Origin of the sequence: Vallitalea pronyensis (assembly GCF_018141445.1) — a bacterium.
GTDB lineage: Bacteria > Bacillota > Clostridia > Lachnospirales > Vallitaleaceae > Vallitalea > Vallitalea pronyensis.
The window spans coordinates 1,816,947-1,837,062 of the sequence record NZ_CP058649.1; the positions used below are offsets into that span (position 1 = coordinate 1,816,947).

17 protein-coding genes are annotated in these 20,116 nt (G+C 38.1%); 16 read left to right on the top strand and 1 reads right to left on the bottom strand.

The window, feature by feature from the left end; all coding sequences use genetic code 11:
- The first annotated feature begins 22 nt into the window (after positions 1–22).
- From HZI73_RS07565 to HZI73_RS07620, 12 genes are all read left to right on the top strand, one after another.
- Positions 23–1,858, top strand: coding sequence for a sensor histidine kinase (locus tag HZI73_RS07565; RefSeq protein ID WP_212697645.1), 1,836 nt, complete (start codon positions 23–25; stop codon positions 1,856–1,858).
- The gene (locus HZI73_RS07570) at positions 1,833–2,903 is read left to right on the top strand and encodes a response regulator transcription factor (protein ID WP_212697646.1); all 1,071 of its coding nucleotides are present in this window, start codon (positions 1,833–1,835) and stop codon (positions 2,901–2,903) included. The genes HZI73_RS07565 and HZI73_RS07570 overlap by 26 nt, the downstream gene beginning before the upstream one ends.
- A 132-nt stretch (positions 2,904–3,035) precedes the next feature.
- Positions 3,036–4,319: an ABC transporter substrate-binding protein gene (locus HZI73_RS07575; RefSeq protein ID WP_212697647.1), complete on the top strand. Its 1,284-nt coding sequence runs from the start codon at positions 3,036–3,038 to the stop codon at positions 4,317–4,319.
- Between the two features lie 53 nt (positions 4,320–4,372).
- Complete coding sequence (locus HZI73_RS07580) at positions 4,373–5,260, top strand: carbohydrate ABC transporter permease (protein ID WP_212697648.1); 888 nt, start codon at positions 4,373–4,375, stop codon at positions 5,258–5,260.
- Positions 5,257–6,084: a carbohydrate ABC transporter permease gene (locus HZI73_RS07585; RefSeq protein WP_212697649.1), complete on the top strand. Its 828-nt coding sequence runs from the start codon at positions 5,257–5,259 to the stop codon at positions 6,082–6,084. The genes HZI73_RS07580 and HZI73_RS07585 overlap by 4 nt, the downstream gene beginning before the upstream one ends.
- A gap of 18 nt (positions 6,085–6,102) precedes the next feature.
- The gene (locus HZI73_RS07590) at positions 6,103–7,440 is read left to right on the top strand and encodes a glycoside hydrolase family 30 protein (protein ID WP_212697650.1); all 1,338 of its coding nucleotides are present in this window, start codon (positions 6,103–6,105) and stop codon (positions 7,438–7,440) included.
- A gap of 290 nt (positions 7,441–7,730) precedes the next feature.
- A complete protein-coding gene (locus HZI73_RS07595; RefSeq protein WP_212697651.1) occupies positions 7,731–8,726 on the top strand; it encodes a LacI family DNA-binding transcriptional regulator in 996 nt (331 codons plus the stop codon).
- Positions 8,727–8,958: 232 nt separating this feature from the next.
- A complete protein-coding gene (locus HZI73_RS07600; protein ID WP_212697652.1) occupies positions 8,959–10,299 on the top strand; it encodes an ABC transporter substrate-binding protein in 1,341 nt (446 codons plus the stop codon).
- A gap of 141 nt (positions 10,300–10,440) precedes the next feature.
- Positions 10,441–11,502: a carbohydrate ABC transporter permease gene (locus HZI73_RS07605; RefSeq protein ID WP_246552390.1), complete on the top strand. Its 1,062-nt coding sequence runs from the start codon at positions 10,441–10,443 to the stop codon at positions 11,500–11,502.
- Position 11,503: 1 nt separating this feature from the next.
- Positions 11,504–12,337: a carbohydrate ABC transporter permease gene (locus tag HZI73_RS07610; protein ID WP_212697653.1), complete on the top strand. Its 834-nt coding sequence runs from the start codon at positions 11,504–11,506 to the stop codon at positions 12,335–12,337.
- Between the two features lie 25 nt (positions 12,338–12,362).
- Positions 12,363–14,732, top strand: coding sequence for a glycoside hydrolase family 65 protein (locus HZI73_RS07615; RefSeq protein WP_212697654.1), 2,370 nt, complete (start codon positions 12,363–12,365; stop codon positions 14,730–14,732).
- 213 nt (positions 14,733–14,945) lie between these two features.
- Positions 14,946–15,506: a nitroreductase gene (locus tag HZI73_RS07620; RefSeq protein ID WP_212697655.1), complete on the top strand. Its 561-nt coding sequence runs from the start codon at positions 14,946–14,948 to the stop codon at positions 15,504–15,506.
- A 110-nt stretch (positions 15,507–15,616) separates the two neighbouring features.
- Here the strand turns inward: HZI73_RS07620 and HZI73_RS07625 are convergent, their stop codons facing one another.
- Complete coding sequence (locus tag HZI73_RS07625; RefSeq protein WP_212697656.1) at positions 15,617–16,477, bottom strand: AraC family transcriptional regulator; 861 nt, start codon at positions 16,475–16,477, stop codon at positions 15,617–15,619.
- A gap of 167 nt (positions 16,478–16,644) precedes the next feature.
- Between HZI73_RS07625 and HZI73_RS07630 the strand changes: the two genes are divergently transcribed.
- From HZI73_RS07630 to HZI73_RS07645, 4 genes are read left to right on the top strand one after another with little or no spacing between them, the layout of a single operon-like run.
- Entirely contained in the window at positions 16,645–17,049 is a 405-nt protein-coding gene (locus tag HZI73_RS07630) for a cupin domain-containing protein (protein ID WP_212697657.1), read from the top strand.
- A gap of 16 nt (positions 17,050–17,065) precedes the next feature.
- Complete coding sequence (locus tag HZI73_RS07635; RefSeq protein ID WP_246552392.1) at positions 17,066–18,160, top strand: mannonate dehydratase; 1,095 nt, start codon at positions 17,066–17,068, stop codon at positions 18,158–18,160.
- Positions 18,153–19,346 carry a M24 family metallopeptidase gene (locus HZI73_RS07640; protein ID WP_212697658.1) on the top strand — a complete coding sequence of 398 codons (1,194 nt, stop codon included), beginning with the start codon at positions 18,153–18,155 and terminating at the stop codon, positions 19,344–19,346. Before HZI73_RS07635 ends, HZI73_RS07640 begins: the two co-directional genes overlap by 8 nt.
- Positions 19,339–20,085 carry an SDR family NAD(P)-dependent oxidoreductase gene (locus HZI73_RS07645; RefSeq protein ID WP_212697659.1) on the top strand — a complete coding sequence of 249 codons (747 nt, stop codon included), beginning with the start codon at positions 19,339–19,341 and terminating at the stop codon, positions 20,083–20,085. Before HZI73_RS07640 ends, HZI73_RS07645 begins: the two co-directional genes overlap by 8 nt.
- Positions 20,086–20,116 lie beyond the last annotated feature (31 nt).

Here is a 20,116-nt window from a genome sequence, read left to right on the forward strand (position 1 = left end):
AGAAGATGTGAGGTTATGGTATATGAAGATAAAGTATTTCGTAAAAAAACATCTATTGACACCGTTAACACGCAGTATCCGTATGAAATTTTTGATACTGACAACAATTCTTGCAATTGCTCCTCTTGTTATGGCTACGGTAAGGTTCAGCCATCATTCAAAAGATGTTATGGAAAAAGAGATTTTTCGGCAGAATGATATAAAATTGGAATGGGTAGACAAGGAGTTTTATGAAGATTCCAATCGTATTAAAGAATCCATGACGGCCTTTTATTTTGATAGCAATATCAAATATTACATTTCTAAGCTAAAACTAAGTGAAAGCTGGCAGGCAAAAAGTAATGCTTTTTTTATGACCAAGCTTAATGCATTTTTATATGCGAATTATAGAGATTTCACAGAAGTGCAATTTTATACATTTGAGAGTCAGCTGGTTTTTATGGTATCTCATGAAGAAAATTTCCTTGCTGAAGATATAAGCGATGACGAATTGTATCAAAATCCTTTTTTTAATCAACATGGTCAAATGTTCTATTTACAAGATGCTAAAGGAAGGAACAGACTTGATGGACCATATGTCACCAAAATATATAAGCGTTTTGAAGACCAAAGTATCATCGGTGCATTGGTGGTCAAGTTAAATTGGAATCTGTTTGAGAAAGCAGTGGAGCTCTTAGATGCGGATGAAGGAAATAAAATCTTTTTTTGTAATGGAGAAGGACAGGTTATTTTCCCATATGTAGAAAAACAATATGATGATTATCAAGTGAAAAGAATAATGCATCACGTAAAAGGATTAGATGAAGGCAGTCGATTCATATTGGATGATGATTATGTTTTTTTTCAAGAAGTATTAGATGACCTGTATGTCATTAAAACCATTCCTGTCCGTGTTGCTCATAATTTCTATCTCAAAACCTTTCAATCCCAATTGGATATTATTTTTATTACGGGATTTTTAATTATTCTGCTAACCTTATTCATCGGCGTGAAGTTGACCAAACCTGTACGTTCCCTAACACAGTCCATGCAAAATGTAGAGGTGATTCTAAAAGGAGATACCATACCCAAAAGTATTGTGAAGACCCATGATGAAATTAAAGTGCTGGAGCAAAGTTATCTGTTTATGATGCAAAAGATTAGGAATCTTATTGATGAGGAATACAAACAGAGAATTGAAATGCAATCGGCACAGCTTATGGCATTACAAGCTCAAATCAATCCACATTTTATGTACAACACCCTTCAGATGATTGGATCAATGGCAGTGGATAAAGGTGTATTGGAAATCTATGATGTGATTGGTGCTTTTAGCAAGATGCTTCGATATAATATGCAGCTGACAGAAGAAATGGTGACAATGGAACAAGAATTAGAAAATGTACGCCATTACCTTCAAATACAAGATAAACGTTTTGATAAAAAACTAACGGTTCATTATGATGTAGATCAAGCGCTTTATTCCTGTTTGATTCCCAAACTATCTATCCAGCCTATGGTAGAGAACTCCTTTAAGTATGGTTTTAAGAAGACAGAACAAGAATGGCAGATTGGTATCAAGGTATATCAAAGGGAAGAAAAACTAATGGTTGAAATAAGGGATAATGGACAAGGTATACAGCAAGATAGATTACTGCAAATAAGAGGAGACTTAAGAAGTGAAACAGGTACGATCTTTGGTCATTCAGAAAATCTAGGATTGAAAAATATTGAGGCTCGCATTAAACTCTATTTTGGAAAAGAATATGGGCTATGCATTGAAAGTAACCAAGAATGGGGAACGTGTGTTACTATGTCAATGGGAATGCTATCAAAGGAAAGGGAGTTGCAGGATGTTAAAAGCGGTGATTATAGATGATGAAAAATGGGCACGAAAAATTATTCTCAATTTTGGGAAGTGGCAAGCTTACGGCATTGAAATTGTAGGGCATGCAGATGATGGATTACAAGGTCTTAAACTCATTGAAGAAAAAATGCCTGATATTGTCATCACAGATATGCAGATGCCCAATATGGATGGGGTGGCTTTGTTACAAACCCTTGAAGCGTCCGATAAAGCTTTCAAAATTATTGTAATCAGTGGCTATGATGATTTTGACTATATGAAACAGGCCATACGCTCAAAAGTCTTTGAATATATATTAAAGCCAGTGGACCCAGTTGAATTAAACAATGCATTAATACGTTGTGTTCAGGCGTTAAGTCATGAGCATGATACCCCTGTACGGGCTCTTTATGACCTTATTAGTCAGCAAAACTTAGAACAGATTATTGATCAAGTTAAGACATTAAGACCTCTATTAAGTGGAACGGATGATCAGTTAGTGACCTCATGGATCAAGAGACTTACCCATGAATTATGTGCTATGGATGAAGAAGAATTATTTATTATACGACTGCTTCATGATTATTTACTATCTGCTATTCGAGAAGAAATGATGGATGTTTTACAACACCACAAACCAACAGAAGAGCTATTTGATAGCCTTAAACGTTATGTAGAAAAAGGTAGTGGTATTATGTCATACATGGGGGAGATTGAAACCTTAATAAAGCAAGGTATTGCCTACCGTAAACAGTTAATTATGAACAGTCAAAAACATGTTGTGGAATTGGTGAAAAACTATGTGGATGAAGCATATAGAGAAGATATAAGCCTCAGTGGTATTGCAGGGCGTTTCTTTGTCAGCAAAGAATATTTGAGCCATGCCTTTAAAAGCAAGTATGGGGTAACCTTAGGTAAATATATTCTGAAATTAAAAATGGAAGCAGCGGCCCAGTTATTGCATATAGACGTACCTCATAAAGAAATTGCAAAACAGCTGGGGTATAAAGAGGCTACCTATTTTTATAAAGTCTTTAAGAAATATTATGGCTGTACACCGGGTGAATATAAGTCATAGATGTGAAGATTAATATTTTACAGTCCCATACATTAATATGTTTGAATGATTATCCCTTTCCAAGTCATTATAATGTAACCATAAGATACATTATCTTAAATACGACATTTAGGAATATAAGGAGGACAATCAATGAAAAAACTGATAGTAGGTATCATGCTTGTTATATTGGTTGTAACAGGGTGTGCAGGAAAAACGTCTCAGGAAGATACCAATGGTGGTGGCAGTTCTAACGAGAGCAAGCCTGAAAAGGTAAAGTTAAACTTATTAATTGCTCAACCACGCTTTAGAGAGCAATATGAAACCTATTTAGATGCTTTTGTGGAAAAGTATGAAGCGGAGAAAGGCATAAAGGTTACGTATGAGTTAGAAATGCCAAGTGCAGATACAGCAGGTGAAATTTTGAAAACAAGACTATCAACCAGTGATGACCTAGATATATTTAATATTCATGCCATTAATGATAAAGCACAATACGATAAAGCGGGTTATCTAGAAGATTTATCCGGTGAAGCATGGGTAGAAGGTTTATACGATAGTGCGCGAGAAGCAGTAATGGTCAATGATAAGGTAATAGCTCTTCCACTGGAAAGTTTATCATGGGGTATACTCTATAATAAAGATCTATTTGATGAGTTGGGACTTCAACCTGCTTTAACCATGACTGATATGAAAAGTAACATAGAGGCTATAAAAGCAGCAGGTAAAATGCCGTTTTTGGCCTCTTACAATGAAGCATGGATTCCACAACTTTTCTTATCCTTAACAGTAGGTGCTTTCTCTAACACAAGCAACACGGATTTTGTAGAGCAAATGAACGCAGATCAGGCTTCTTTTTCTGATATTCAAGACATGTTTCATATCATTGATTTGGTCCATGAAAATGCCAATACAGATGGACTGGAAATTGGTGGTACAGATGGTTGTGCGGAATTTGCATCGGGTGATTATGGCATGTGGGTTCAAGGACCTTGGTTTTCATCCACCATTCTGGAATCCGATCCTGATTTTAATATAGGTGTAGCGCCCCTGCCTGTGAATGATAATGCCGATGCGTCCATGATTAATGCATCTGTTTCCACATCACTTGCGGTGAATGCCTTGAGTAAAAACAAAGAAGTTGCAAAAGATTTAGTGGCTTATTTTCTTAATCCTGACACATCCACGGATTTCTTTACAGCAACTCAGTTTAATCCCTTATCATCCATCCATGCCTTTGAGATCTATCCTTGGGTTAATGAGGCCATTGCCTATGTGGAACAAGGAAAATCTTATGTGGATGCAAGCATTCCTCCTGCCGTTAAGGATGAAGCAGGTAAAGTGTTGCAATCCTACTATGCAGGTATTGCTACCCAAGAAGATGTCATCATGGCATTGGATGAAGCTTGGAAGATGTTTAATGAAATTAACCAATAATGGAAAGCGGGGTAGATAACCATTACGTAAGATGTCCCTCAAGGAGAGTCGTTATGATTAAGAAAAATAAGAGAAAAGAATGGAAGGTGTTGCTGCTCTTTCTGCTGCCTTCTCTGATATTTTATGCCCTTTTTATGGTCGTTCCAGTAATCATGGGTATGTCCTATAGCTTTACAGATTGGAATGGTTTGAACCCTGACTATCAGTTTGTGGGGTTAAAGAATTTTGTTGATGCCTTAACAAGGGATAAATATTTTTTGGATTCCATGAAGTTTACCATAAAATATGTGGTTGTTATGGTCACGCTGACCAATGTCATCGGTCTTCTATTGGCAGTTTTCATTGATAAGCGCATCAAGACCAAGAACATGTTTCGTACCATATTTTTTCTGCCCAATATGATCAGTTTTATCATTGGAGCGTATATTTGGCAGTTTATATTCAGAAAAGTTTTAGGGGAGCTTGCCCGTCATAACCTACTGGGATTTTTGGATCAGCCTTGGCTTGGTAACCCTAATTTTTCTTTTTGGGCTATTGTGATGATGTCCTTGTGGACCAGTGTAGGGTATGTGATGGTGATTTATATTGCAGCGCTTCAAGGTGTGCCAGCTGAATATAAAGAAGCGGCTAAAGTAGATGGTGCTAGTGGGTTACAGGTATTTTTTAAAGTAACGTTACCCATGATTATGCATGCTGTAAGTATCAATCTGTTCTTAATGCTCAATAATTCTTTTAAAGCCTTTGATCAGATTTACGGTTTAACTGGAGGAGGTCCTGGCAGGTCCACACAGGTCATGTCTCTTAATGTGTATGAAGAAGCATTTTCCAGTTATTATCGTTATGGCTATGCCAATGCAAAAGCGATTATTCTGTTCCTTTTTGTCCTTGTCATAACCCTTATACAGCTGAAATTTACTAGGAGGAAGGAGATTAAGGTATGATGAAAAAAAATGTAGTCAACAGCGTGCAAGTGTTTATGCTTTTAATCATGTCCGTATTTTTCCTTTTTCCTATCTATATAGCTGTTATCAATGCTTTCAAAACAGATGGGGAAATGGCTAGGTCTATTTTGTCACTGCCCCAGGTACTGAGCTTTCATAATTTCATTACTGCTTTTAGAAAGCTTGACTTTTTGAGGACCACTTTTAATACGTTTATCATTGCTTCCTTATCGGTCATTGGGATTGTCATCACCAGCTCCATGGCAGCTTACAAAATAACCACAAGTAAATTGCCAGCGGCAAGGTTCTTTTACCTGCTGTTTGTAGCTTCCATGTTGATTCCATTCCATTCGATTATGATTTCACTAACACGTACAGCCATTAACCTAGGAGTAAAAGGCAGCCTATTAGGAACCGTTACCATTTATATTGGTTTAGGCGTAAACATGGCTATCTTTCTATACAGCGGTTTTGTGAAAACTATACCCATGGAATTAGAAGAAGCAGCAGTTATCGATGGATGTGGCCCCTTTCGTGTCTACTGGCACATTATATTCCCATTGCTTAAGCCCATTACTGCAACCATTGCCATACTAGATGTCTTATGGATATGGAATGATTTTTTACTGCCCCTTTTGATGATTACCAACTCGAAAAATTACACGCTCATTCTGTCCGCTAATAAATTTTTTGGTAAATATGAAGCCGATTGGACAAGTGTGCTTGCAGGCTTGCTCATGACATCGTTACCACTGGTTATCTTTTACTTGATTTTTCAAAAACATATTGTAAAAGGAATCACGGCAGGATCGGTTAAAGGATAGAATAGAGGAGGTACCCCCATGAAGAAATTATGGATAGAAACAACAGAACATAAACCATGGCAAGAAAAGCGATTAGAAGCCACACAATCAACAGATGAGAACATACAGACACTTAGGATTACAGATAACCAGGGTCAGACCATGGACGGCTTTGGTGGGTGTTTTAATGAACTTGGATGGATAGCGCTTCAAAAGGTGGATGAAAAAGTACGTCAAACAGTTATTAAGGAACTTTTTGACCAAGATAGTGGCTGTCGATTTAACTTCTGCCGATTACCCATCGGTGCCAGTGACTATGCAGCTCAGTGGTACAGCCACAATGAGCATGATGACGACTTTGCCATGGAGCAGTTTTCTATTAGCAGGGATTATGACTACTTAATTCCCTATATTCAGCAGGCAAAAAAGCATGTAGACCATTTGAAGCTGTTTGCTTCACCATGGAGTCCCCCTACTTGGATGAAGGAGCCCAAAGCCTATAACCATGGCCGTTTAATCATGGATGATAAAGTGTTAAAAGCTTATGCCCTTTACTTCCTAAAATTTGTCAAAGCTTATGCAGAGGAAGGTTTGACCATAGGGCAGATACATGTTCAAAATGAACCTTTTGCAGATCAGAAATTTCCATCTTGTTTATGGTCAGGGGAGCAGATGCGCAGGTTTATTGGTGAATACCTAGGACCCCTGTTTGCAAAAGAAGGTATGGACACTGAGATTTGGTTAGGCACCCTTAACGGTCCTGAGCAAATGTCATTTGGACCTGGACAAATCATAATCAATTTATTTGACAACTATGTGGATCATGTGATGTTCGATGAAAAAGCTAAAAAATACATTAAAGGTATTGGGTATCAGTGGGCAGGACGTGAAGCCATTCAACGTACCCGTGACAGTTATCCAGATATTAAGCTCATGCAGACAGAAAATGAATGTGGTGATGGGCAAAACAGTTGGGTATATGCCCGTTACGTCTTTAACTTAATGCGCCATTACTTAAGGAATGGTGTCAACAGTTATACCTATTGGAACATGGTACTAGAACCCGGTGGCAGCAGTACTTGGGGATGGAAACAGAACGCCTTAATTACAATTAATCCAGAGACAGCTCAAGTTATTTATAATCCTGAGTTTTATGTGATGAAACATTTTTCAAGATTTGTAGACAGAGGAGCTGTAAGGTTGGATGTAGAAGGACCCTGGTCAGGAGCAGCAGTAGCCTTCAAAAATCCAGATGGCAGTCATGTGGTCATTGTCGCCAATCATGTTCAGTATTCAAGGAAACTAGCTATAAAACACAAAGAGGATGTATACACTGTCCTGTTGGCACCTCATTCATTTCATACATTCGTTATGTAATGCAATACCATTAATCATAATAGAAGTCTCTGTTCATCACATCATATGCACTTGACGAGAACAAACAGTAAAACCATATAGCGTTATCCTATACACATGTTAAATTTGTTATGCTCTAATTTATTGAGAGTAGCAAGCAATAAGTGTTTTATGATAACGCTATATGGTTGTTTTTTATATATCCCTAGGAGTCTAATTTCATAGGGACCATCACCAATCCATTATTGACTTCCTAAGCGCTTCAGTTTAGAATACTATCATAAGCAGTAGTGTTAGAGAGGAGTATACACATGGTTGGTTTAAAAGATATTGCAAAAGCCTGCGGTATTTCCATGACCCAGGTTTCTAGAGCATTAAATGGTAAAGATGATGTGAGTGATAAAACAAAAAAGCTTGTATTAGAAACGGCTAAACGCATGGGTTATGTGAAGAACATTGCCGCCCAAAGACTGGCAACACAACAATCAAATCAAATAGCATTATTCCATAAAGGCATCAATGATAATAATAAGTTTTCTGGTACCATGCTGGTCAATTTTCTAAAAGGTATGAATGAATGTCTCACCAATAGAGATTGGGAACCAGTCTTACATTTGGTGGATAACTTTGAAATTCCTTATGCAGATTACTGCAAGCAAAGGAATATTCCAGGTGTTATCGTCATGGGGATGGCATTTGATGATGAACGGTATCTGGAACTGATTAAGTCAGATTTTCCTGTGGTTGTGAACGATATTCCTATTGAGGGTGAGAATAAGGGTTGTGTGATTATCAACAATGCCTACTATGCGGCAAAAGCCGTTGAGTTATTGATAACAAAGGGCTGTCAACATATTGGTATGCTCTGTGGTCATGATCATGCCAGCGTGACCATTGAACGAAAGGCAGGCTATCAGATGGCCATTGTCCAACAAGGCATAACGTATAATCCCGATTATGTGGTGAATGCCATGTTTAATTATCAAACAGCCTATGATAAAACCTTAGCATTAATAGCCAACCATTCTGAAATAGATGGTATCTTCTGTCATAGTGACGCCATGGCAATAGCTTGCATGAAAGCCATACAGCATGCAGGAAAAAGCATTCCAGAAGATATTAAAGTTATTGGTTTTGATGATATTGTCATCAGTGAATTTGCGAATCCACCTCTTTCCACCGTAAAGCAGGATTACTATAAAAAGGGCTATGTAGCCGCTCAATTGATTTTGGACATCATACAACACAATGAGGTGCCATACACCCAGGTTGTACCATGTGAGATCATTGATCGAGAATCCACTTAAAATGTTGAGGATGGCATAATGCATTTCCGTATCTATTTTCCGAAGCGTTTCGAATTATATATGGCATATAAAGCCATTGTATTCTAAAATGTGACCATAAGTTTCCCTTTCTTATGCGTGAATATGCACAACAAATTATAAAAATATACCATTTTTTAAAAACTATTTGACAACCGAAGCGTTTCGGAATATAATGGGTTTATCAAAAAATATTAATTCTGTGGAGGTAGCTATGAAACTTATAAATGGCGGCAAAAGGTTATTTTCATTATTGTTGGTGGTATTTTTACTAGCAGCATGCAGCAGTGAACCAAAGAAAGAAGATGGTTCAGCAGATACGAATCAAGAAGCAAATGATAACGGTACGACTAATGAAGTGGATAACGAAGATACAAACGAAGATACAAATGATGATCAACCAAGTGAAGCAATCAGTGGAAAAATTGTTTATAGTGCATGGGGAAATGCTGAAGAAAAGAAAATGGAAGAAGACATGATTGCAGCATTTAAAAAAGCTTACCCAGAAGTGGAAGTAGAATATATTCACGTGGATGGCAACTACGAACAAAAACTGCAAACCATGATTGCAGGTGGCACAACACCTGATGTCATGGCAATTGGGGGAGGTCATGTTGCAACATTCCAAGCGGCATTCCAACCCATTACAATGGATAATGTAGATACATCCAAGTATATTTCAGACACATTGGTCAAAGGTTTAAGTATAGATGGTGTTCAATATGCGTTACCAAAACGTGTCAATACCAAAGTGATGGCTTATAATATGGACTTACTACAAGAAGCAGGTGTTGATATACCAGTAGGAGATGTGTCATTAGATGAATTTGTAACGCTAGCAACAGATGTGTCCAAACTACCTGACCGTGACGGTCTTAAGATTTATGGTTCCGACCCCTTATGGGCAGGACAAGTTATTTATCAACATGGTGGTCGACTTTTCACAGAAGATGGAAAAACGTCTTTAGCAAATTCAAAAGAAGTGATTGATGCGGTTCAGTATTGCATTGATGCATATAAAGTACATGGTTTTGCACCATCACCTGCAGAGTCTAGTGGTGTGAATATGATGGATATGTTCTTAGGTGGATATGTAGGATTTAAAGGGGATTTTGGTCCATATTTCTTACCTTTGTTAGAAGAAGTAACATCACTTAATTGGGATATTACATCACCAGCTGGTCAAGGTGGTGAAATGGAAATCGTTGGTATTGCTCTTTCCGGTAAAACAAAAAACAAAGCAGCAGCAGAAGCCTTTGTGACATTTGTTTCCACCAGTGCAGAAGCACAGCGTGTTGTTGCCAATGGTGCTAACTTACCTGTTACCAACGATGCAAAAGAAGTCTTTGTCAATAGAATGCCCGATAAAAACTTAGAAGCATTTTTTGAAGCCATGACTTATGAAGTGCCACAACCTATGATTACAGAACCAGAGGTATATGGGACATTCTATAAAGCGTTATTTGATCGAACAGAACTGGGTAACTCAGGAAAAGAGGATGTAGCGACTGTTTTGGAAGAAGTAAAAAAAGAAATGGATGCCATTCTAAATTAGTTCATGACCTTAATCAGACCCCTAAATAGTGTGTTTAGCGGGTCTGAGCTTAAGTGGAGGTATGTTTTTAAGAAGTAATGAAAAGAATAGGGTAATAGATTGCCTTGATCAATCTAAATGTCATAAGAAGGAGTAGCCACGATGAATCCCATTATTGAACAGATTTTCGATTTTTTAACGATGTATGTAGGTGAAGGTATAGCCAAATTTTTAGCACCTGTTTCGGTTTTTGCAGCAGCTGTCCTTTTGTACTTTATGGTGCTTATGTTGTTGAGAAGGTTTGGTGTTATTGCAAAAGAAACAAAAGATTTTTATGCATTTATTGCACCTTGGCTATTTGGATTTATTATCTTTACATTGGGAACCATGAGCTATTCCTTATATATATCTTTTTTTGAATGGGACCTCATTGGCGAAAAAGTGTTCATCGGCCTGGACAATTATCAACAAGCCTTTTTTAACGATAAAATATTCTATGGATCACTAGGTGTTACGTTCTATTATGCCATCATTAGTATTCCCTTACAGCTGGTATTAGGCTTTTTAGTGGCTATGCTCATGAATCAAAAAGTGAAAGGCATCGCTATATTTAGAACCATATACTATCTGCCAACCCTTGTTGCAGGGGTTGCTGTCAGCGTGTTATGGATGTGGATTTTTAATGGTAATTTTGGTTTGATTAATCGCTTCCTATTGCTATTTGGTATTTCAGGACCTGATTGGCTGAATAATGAACAGACGGTCATGCCGGCATTAGTCATCATGAGCTTGTGGGGTATAGGTGGCAGTATGATTATCTACCTTGCAGGACTGCAGGACATACCACGATCACTCTATGAAGCAGCAGAGATTGATGGTGCTACCACTTTTCATAAGTTTAAAAATATTACGATTCCTATGATGACACCTATTTTGTTCTTTAATTTAATCATGGGTATTATTGGTTCACTTCAAACATTTACACAAGCCTATGTGATGACAGAAGGTGGACCTAATGGAGCTTCTATGTTCTTTGTGCTCCATATTTATAAGAATGCTTTTGAGTATTTTAATATGGGTTATGCGGCAGCCTTATCATGGATATTGTTTTTCATTATTCTAGCCATTACCTTACTGGTATTAAAATCTTCATCCTTATGGGTATTCTATGAGTCAGAGTTAATGAAGGATAAGAAGAGAAAGAAGGTGAAAAAGGATGCGTAGTATGTCAAAAAAGAAGGCTGATAAAAGAAGACGAATCATGGCTTATGTGTTACTTAGCTTAGGGGCAATGTTGTTCCTCTTTCCATTTATTTGGATGGTGTCAACGTCTTTGAAAAGTATGAATGATATCTATCGACCCGGCATTAATATTTTCTTTAAAGACCCTCAATGGTCCAATTATGTTGAAGCAATCAACACGTTTCCTTTTTTAACTTATTTAAAAAATACCGTCTTGGTAACCGTACTAAGTATTATAGGAGCCATTATATCCTGCTCGTTGGTAGCCTATGGCTTTGCTAAAATAAAAGCACCAGGTTCCAGTATACTCTTTGTGATAATGCTGGCGACCATGATGCTTCCTGGGCAGGTTAGGATTGTACCATTGTTTATATTTTTTAGGAATATTGGGTGGATTGATACACTGTATCCCCTCTTTATCCAATCTTTTTTTGCCAATGCTTTTTTTGTCTTTTTATTAAGGCAGTTTTACATGCGATTACCTAATAACTTAAGTGAAGCGGCTCGAATGGATGGCTGTAATGCCTTTCAGATATGGTATAAAATCTACATGCCACTGTCCAAGCCTGCACTTATATCCGTTGCAATATTTGAATTCATGGGTAAATGGAATGACTTCTTTGATCCGCTCATTTACATTAACAGTGATAAGTATAAAACCTTGGCTTTGGGCTTAATGTCCTTTCAGAACCAGTATGCCACAAAACTGAATCTGTTAATGGCTGCGGATATCGTGATTATTATACCTTGTATCATTCTATTCTTTATTGCACAACGCTACTTTATTGAAGGTGTAACATTTACAGGTGGAAAATAATATATGAAACAATTGAATTTAATCGATGAGTGAGGTAGAGAACATGATCAATTACAACTATGGAACAGGAGAATGGAAAAACTGGATTCTTGAAGAAACTGCATTTAATAAAAATACCTTAGGTAAATGCGAGTCCATTATGTGTCTTGCTAATGGCTATATGGGTGTGCGCTCCGCAACAGAAGAATCCTATATAAAAGAAACCAGAAATTGTTTTGTGGCAGGAACGTTTAATAAGGCTTCTAAATATGAAGTAACGGAGTTGCCTAATGTAGCGGATGTGCTTAATATGGCCATAACCATTAATGGGGAAGATTTTACTTTAACAGAAGGGGAAATACGGCACTATTCTAGGCGAATGAATCTAAAGCAGGGCGAGTTGTCCAGAGATATCATATGGGTGTCACCAAAAGGTGACGAAGTTGCTTTTAAGTTTAGACGGGTTGTTTCCATGAAGCAATTACATACCATTGCCCAATCTGTATCCATGAAAGCACTGAATAAGGATTTACAGATTAGCTTATACTCCAGTATTGATGGCAAGGTAACCAACGAAGGCGCACAACACTACACCATTGAGTCCGTACGCTTTTATGAACACAAGTTACTTCAGCTGGTTGAAACAACAACCCAATCAGGTATTGATTTTGTGGTGAATACGACCCATACTTTTTACAAAGACCATGCCCCCTTTATGCCAGGTCAGGTCATGGCATCTGGCGTTCGAAGCATTGGATGCCATTATACCTTAACCTTAGAAAAAGGCCAAGACTTAACCTTAGAAAAAGTATCGTCTATTCATACGTCAAGAGATCAAGAATGGGATAAGCCTGATTATCAATTGGATGACCTTAAGAAAGCATCCATGACATACTTAAAGGAAGAAGCAGCCAAGGGATATAGAGGCATACTGAATGAAAGTGCCCACTATTGGGAGAAGCATATCTGGGATCGCTATAGCATTGATATTCAAGGGAATGCGGATTATGATTCACTGGCGGTTCGTTTTGCTATCTACCATATTAACAGCATGACGCCCAGGCATGATAATCGGATGAACATTGCAGCAAAAGGCTTATCTGGACCAGGTTATAAAGGGCATTACTTTTGGGACACAGAAATATTTGTCCTGCCATTTTTTACCTTCTCCAATCAAGATGTGGCAAGGTCGCTATTAGAATATCGCTATCTGTCCCTTAAAGGAGCCCATGACAAAGCTAAGGCCAATGGTTATGAAGGTGCTCAATTTCCATGGGAGTCCGCGTGGTTAGATGACGGTGAAGTAACCCCAGAGTGGGGAGGACAAGACCCTATCAGTGGTGAAATGGTCAAAATATGGTCGGGCTTTATTGAACAGCACATTACAGCGGATATTGCATACGCTACTTGGCAGTATTACCAAGTCACACAAGACCAAGATTTTATGGATAGGTATGGTTATGAACTGATTTTTGACACAGCTAAGTTTTGGGCTTCTAGGCTGGAATGGAACAATGACGCTCAGGTGTATCATATCAACGATGTGGTTGGTCCTGATGAATACAAAGAACACATTGATAATAATGCGTTCACCAATTATCTGGCTCACTGGAATATGGAGCTGGCTATTGAATACTATGACACTGTAAAAGCCAATAACATGGATTTATTTAAGAAATTAAATAAAAAACTTGATTTAGAAGCTACCTATCAACGTTGGAAGGATCGATTGGACAAGGTATATCTTCCTCAACCAAACGAGGATAACATTATACCACAGAATGACACCTATCTTGGCTTAAAGGAAATTGATTTAACCAAATACAAAGCGCAGGATAACGTTGGTTCGTTGTTTAAGGATTACACACTCAAGCAGGTAAATCAAATGAAAGTCTCCAAACAAGCGGATGTCATGATGCTTTTCTATTTATTAGAAGATCGTTTTGACCAAGCTTTAAAGCAGATTAATTTTGATTATTATGAGCCTTTAACACTTCATGATTCATCCCTTAGCTTAGCCATTCATGCCATTTTAGCTAATGATTTGAATCATCCAGAGATGGCTTATACGTTGTTTAGGAAAGCCACTGAAATTGACATGGGAACCAACATGCAAACCAGCGACCATGGTATTCATATGGCTGCCCAAGGAGGACTTTGGCAATCCATGATCAGTGGATTTGGCGGTATGCGCATGCTCGGTGGACGTCTATTGATTCATCCAAGACTGCCTAAGCATTGGGATCGATTGGTTTATCCTATATACTGGAAAGGTAACCGCCTTGACATAACGGTTACCCATCAGGAAGTGAAAGTGGTGAATGTGACCATGAAGGACCCAGAGATAGCTATAACCATCTGTGGTAAGGACTATGTATTAAAAGAAGAACTGACTGTTCAGATAGATGCTGAATAACTCATAACAAACTCACTAAGGGGCTATACATAAAAGCTTAACTTATGCTTTTATGTATAGCTCCTTTTATAATAGAATCAGCCATGCAAGAGAGCTTTTTTTGATTATTCTAACATAATATTGTAAAATAATCTTAAGAGAATAGATGGTATGTGACCAGTAATTGGAAAAGAGCTATGACGTTATCATCATGCCATGATAGGAGGCGTTAGTATGGAATATCAGGAGCTAATTTTAAAAAGACGGTCCGTAAGAAAGTATAAGGACAAAGAGGTACCAAAGGAACTGATCATAAAACTCATCAAAGAGAGTACATATGCACCAAGCTCAGGCAATGAACAGCCTTGGCGATTTATTGTTGTAAGAGATCAGGCATTCATGAAAGCCATGTCTGACGAAGCAAAAAACACCATACTGAATCGGATAGCATTAAACCCCAATGATTATGCTAAGAAATATGAAAAAATGCTGTTGAATGAGCAGTATCATATTTTTTATCATGCACCTGCTGTTGTTTTTATTGTAGGGGATAAAAAGTTAAAAAATACAAAGGTAAACTGTGCCCTTGCTGCCAGCTATTTTATGCTGTCAGCCACTTCTTTAGGTTTAGGTACCTGCTGGATTAATTTTGCAACAGCCATTGAATCACCAGAAATGTTACAAACATTAGGTATTGGCCATGAGGATGATATCGTAGCACCAATCATTGTAGGCTATCCTGAGAATGTAACCCAAACAATGAATCGACATGAGCCTGACATGACATTTATTTAAACAATTAATAGGAATGACATACTTAATTCTTATAAGGAACAAAGAAAATATAAGATAAGGGTAATCGTGATTATACCCTATCCTATATCAAGACCATATAACGAAGAAAATCACTTCGTGTACTCAGATGGTGTCTTCGTGGTATATTTTTTAAAAACAGAGGAAAAGTAACTGCTGGTGTTAAAGCCTAGTAACATAGCCGTTTCTGTTTTGGATTTTCCCTCTTTTAAGAGCTTTTTGGCAAGTTCTATTTTTTGTATATTGATGTAGTTCCTTGGGGAAACCCCAATCTGCTTCTTAAATTTTTGCTTAAAATGAGAGAGGGATAGATTGCTTAAATGAGCCAAATCATAAAGGGATATGTCATGGGTTACATGATCATGTATATAGTTAATTACTTGTTGAATATCTTCAGTGCGTACTGAGGATATTTTTTTTGATGCCTCTAAGATAGCATAGATTAAATATACGAAGTGACTGGCCGCCGCATAAGCTTCATTTTCCAAAGCCAGTTTAAATGTTTTTTTACATAGGCTAACTAATGCTGAATTTTCTGCTTTAATCACATGAGCTGTCATACTGCTTAATGCCTCTATTAAATGCCCCCTTGCTTCTTCAGACAAAAATAGAAAGTTGTCCATGACAGATATATCCAACTGTATCCAAAAAAATCCCCCAAGGGATAATGGCGATTGGGCAGTACTATGGAGTTCATTTGGAAAGGACAGAAACACATCACCACCAGATACGTCATATGTTTCGTCCCCTACTGTGAAGGTAAAAGAGCCTTCAGATACCAGGACAAATTCATAGGCGTTTTCATGATAATGGGTAGATAAAGGGGATACAGCACTGGTCATATGTTGCTTCCCAAATACACGCACACCTGGAATTTTAAGTTGTTCACCAGTCAATATGGTAATGTGTTTTGATGCAACATAACTGTCTTGCCATTTCACAGGATGATCCATGGTTTAGCCTCCTTTTAAGCAGCTTACAATAGGTGTCACTAGCTTATTAATAAGGATAGAATTTATAATTTTGTACGACATATAAAAGTAATTGCAGTATTTTTTTTATAATGATACCATGAAACCATAAGAAAGACAATGAATAAACCATGTAAAGGAGATATTCTATGGCATTACAAGCATTGTATCATGATGGAGAAGGTTATAAGCCTCTTGTTCTCACCAAAGAATGGCAATTAGCACAACTCAACACATGTGAATCCCAATACCCTGAGAACATTAAGATGCTTGATCAACATGACTTTACAGATGAAACATTTACATTAGTTAAAGGAAGAGCAGTGTTGCTAACCTATGATGAAAAAACGAAAAAAGGGTATTTGACAGTGATGCAACAAGGCATAACCTATAACGTACCCCAAATGGTTTGGCATAATATTGCCATGGATCAGGATACCACCGTTATGATTACGGAAGGAAGAGATGCACACCTAAAAGGTTTTGCTCAGATACCGATACCTAATGAATTTTATCATAGCCTGCAAAAAAAAATAGAGACCCTTTGGCGATGACACAGGAGGCATGAACATGATGAAACTTGGACTTGGGCTATACCGTCACATGCTCAATAAAGATTACTATCAATTTGCAAGACAATGTGGCTGTACCCATCTTATCATTCATTTAGCGGATTATTATAAAAATCAGATTGTTACGGCAACAGATGATCAGACCAATTACGGCGTATCGAAGACAAAAGACCCCATATGGTCATTGGATAGTATGTTACGTATAAAAGAAGAAGCAGAAAACTATGGTTTAACCGTATACGGTATTGAGAACTTTGCCCCAGCGGATTGGTATGATGTTTTATTAGATGGTCCCAAAAGGGATGAACAAATGGCATACTTAAAAGAGATTATTCGAAACACAGGGAAAGCAGGCTTTAAAGCCTTTGGTTATAATTTTAGCTTAGCTGGTGTATGGGGGCATATGAAAGCAGCTGCTGCAAGAGGTGGAGCCATGAGTAATTGCTTTTGTGCAGACCAGCTGAACCTTGATGCACCTATTCCAAATGGACAGGTATGGAACATGACCTATGATGCAGATGCTGAAAAAGGTTTTATGGAAGACATCAGTTATGATGGGATTTGGGACCGACTAAAACGCTTTTTAGATGAGATGCTGCCTGTAGCAGAAGAAGCAGGTGTTGAACTGGCACTCCACCCGGATGACCCACCCATGCCAATGCTTAGAAAAACACCAAGATTAGTGTATCAACAAGAGCTGTATGATAAGTTAATGGATATAAATAGGAGCCCAGCTAACACCATTGAATTTTGCATGGGAAGCATTCAGGAAATGCAAGGCTCCAATATTTATGAAGCTATTGAACAATACGCATCACAAGGTCGCATCAGCTATGTGCATTTTAGAAATGTCAAAGGAAAAGTCCCTGATTATCGAGAAGTATTCGTTGATGAAGGGGATATTGATATGTTAAAAGCGCTGAAAATCTTTCATCAATACGATTTTGACGGTGTATTCATTCCAGACCATACACCTGAAATACATTGTGACGCACCGTGGCATGCAGGCATGGCATTTGCATTAGGCTATATGCGTGCAGCCATGCATAGTATTCAAGGTAATCCGTTAAAGGAAGGTGATAAGGATGCATAAAGAACGGGTGAAAATCATCCATGATTATTTAGAAGAACACAATTTATCTGCTTTGGTCCTCTATCGGCCAGAAGCACTGGTTATGTCAATGGGGTATCACCCTCATATGGGTTTAGGTATGGCTGTTTTCTATAGGAATCATGGACCGATTCTCTATGTATCCGAATATGAGCCTCTGGATCGTATTCTGGATGAACAACCGGACATTAAAAAGATAAACTTCCAGATGGGTACAGATGCCATGGGTGCTTTCATGAATACCATAAAAGCTGATTTTAATCAATATGGTAATCATACTTTGCCTGTTGGACTGGTTAAAGATGCATCACAAGTTTCTATAACAGGTACTGTAGCAGAAGGTTTACCGTTTACTAATGAGTGGTTAGAGGGATTAGAATCCCTATCAAAAGCAGGTTATGTAGATATATCCCATAGCATCCAGCAGATATTTGCCTATAAAACCAAAAGGGACATTGAACACATTAAAAAAGTTTTTGAGGTTACCCAAAAAGGTATAGATGCTTTTTATGGTCAGTTGAAGGCAGGTCAAACAGAGATTTCTATAAAAGCCTGTATTGAATATGCCATTACCCTAGAAGGTAACCGTGACGATGTGTTTATGGCTTCTGGGTTTGCACAAGTTCAAGCAGGACAGCATACAACCATGTCAGGCCGTTATAACATGGCTACTGGCAATGTCTTACAAGAGGGTGATTTTGTCTTGCTGGAACTCGCTGTATGTGTCAATGGGTATTGGTGCGATATCACACGAACAGGTTATGTTGGAACCCCAACCCAGCAAGCAGAGGCTATGTACCAGATCATAAAAAAAGCCCAAATGCAAGCCATTGCTAAGCTAAGAGCAGGTGTTGCTTGTTCAGAGATTTATGATGAAGCAATGAATGTGATCAAAGAAGCGGGTTATGAAGCCAATTTTACCCATGCTTTAGGTCATGGTGTGGGTTTTCGTTATCATGATTATACACCTGTTATTGGACCTGATAATCATCAGGTGCTAAAAGAAGGTATGGTTATCACCATTGAACCGGGTATCTATGGTGACGCCATTGGCGGTGGCATACGTATAGAAGATAATGTTGTCATCTTAAAAGATGGCTGTAACATCCTTTCAGGTCCACTTAGAAGTGGGTTAAAGGGTTTAGATGAGGAGGCTGTCCATGAATAACTTGTTTGATCTCACAGGAAAAGTGGCTGTTGTAACCGGTGGTACAAAAGGAATCGGTGCTGCCATAGCGAAAGGCTTAAAAGATGCAGGGGCCAAGGTATGGATACATGGGTCTCAGGAAGCCTTCACACGACAAGAGGCTGAACAGCATGGTTATGCCTATAGTTATGGTGACTTATCCACGAAAGAAGGCTATCAAAAGCTAGTCGATGATGTGAAAGCCATTGAAACGAAAGTGGATATTTTGATTAATAATGCTGGAATGGAGTATTATAAGAGTATTGAAGAAGGGGATCATGACTATCTGGACAGCATTTATCAAGTCAACTGCAAATCCCCCTATTTTTTAGTACAAGCCCTGTTACCCTTACTAAGAAAATCATCCAGTGGGTCCATTATTAATGTGACGTCTATCCATGATGTGGTACCTGTGAGAAGCAATTCATCTTACTGCATGTCCAAAGCTTCATTGGCCATGTATACAAAGGTAGCCGCCCTTGAACTTGCAAAAGAAGGTATAAGGGTGAACAATCTAGCACCTGGTGCTATAGCCACCAGTATGAATGAAGATTTAATAGAACAGATGGATTTTGATCGGTGGATACCTTTGCAGCGCCCAGGAACATGCGACGAAATGATAGGACCTTCTATTTTTCTAGCTTCAGAAGCATCTTCTTATATGACAGGTGCCACCCTGTATGTGGATGGAGGCTATAAAGAAAATTTGTTAAGGTATTAAGAGTATATAAAGTACCATAAAAAGTACCTAA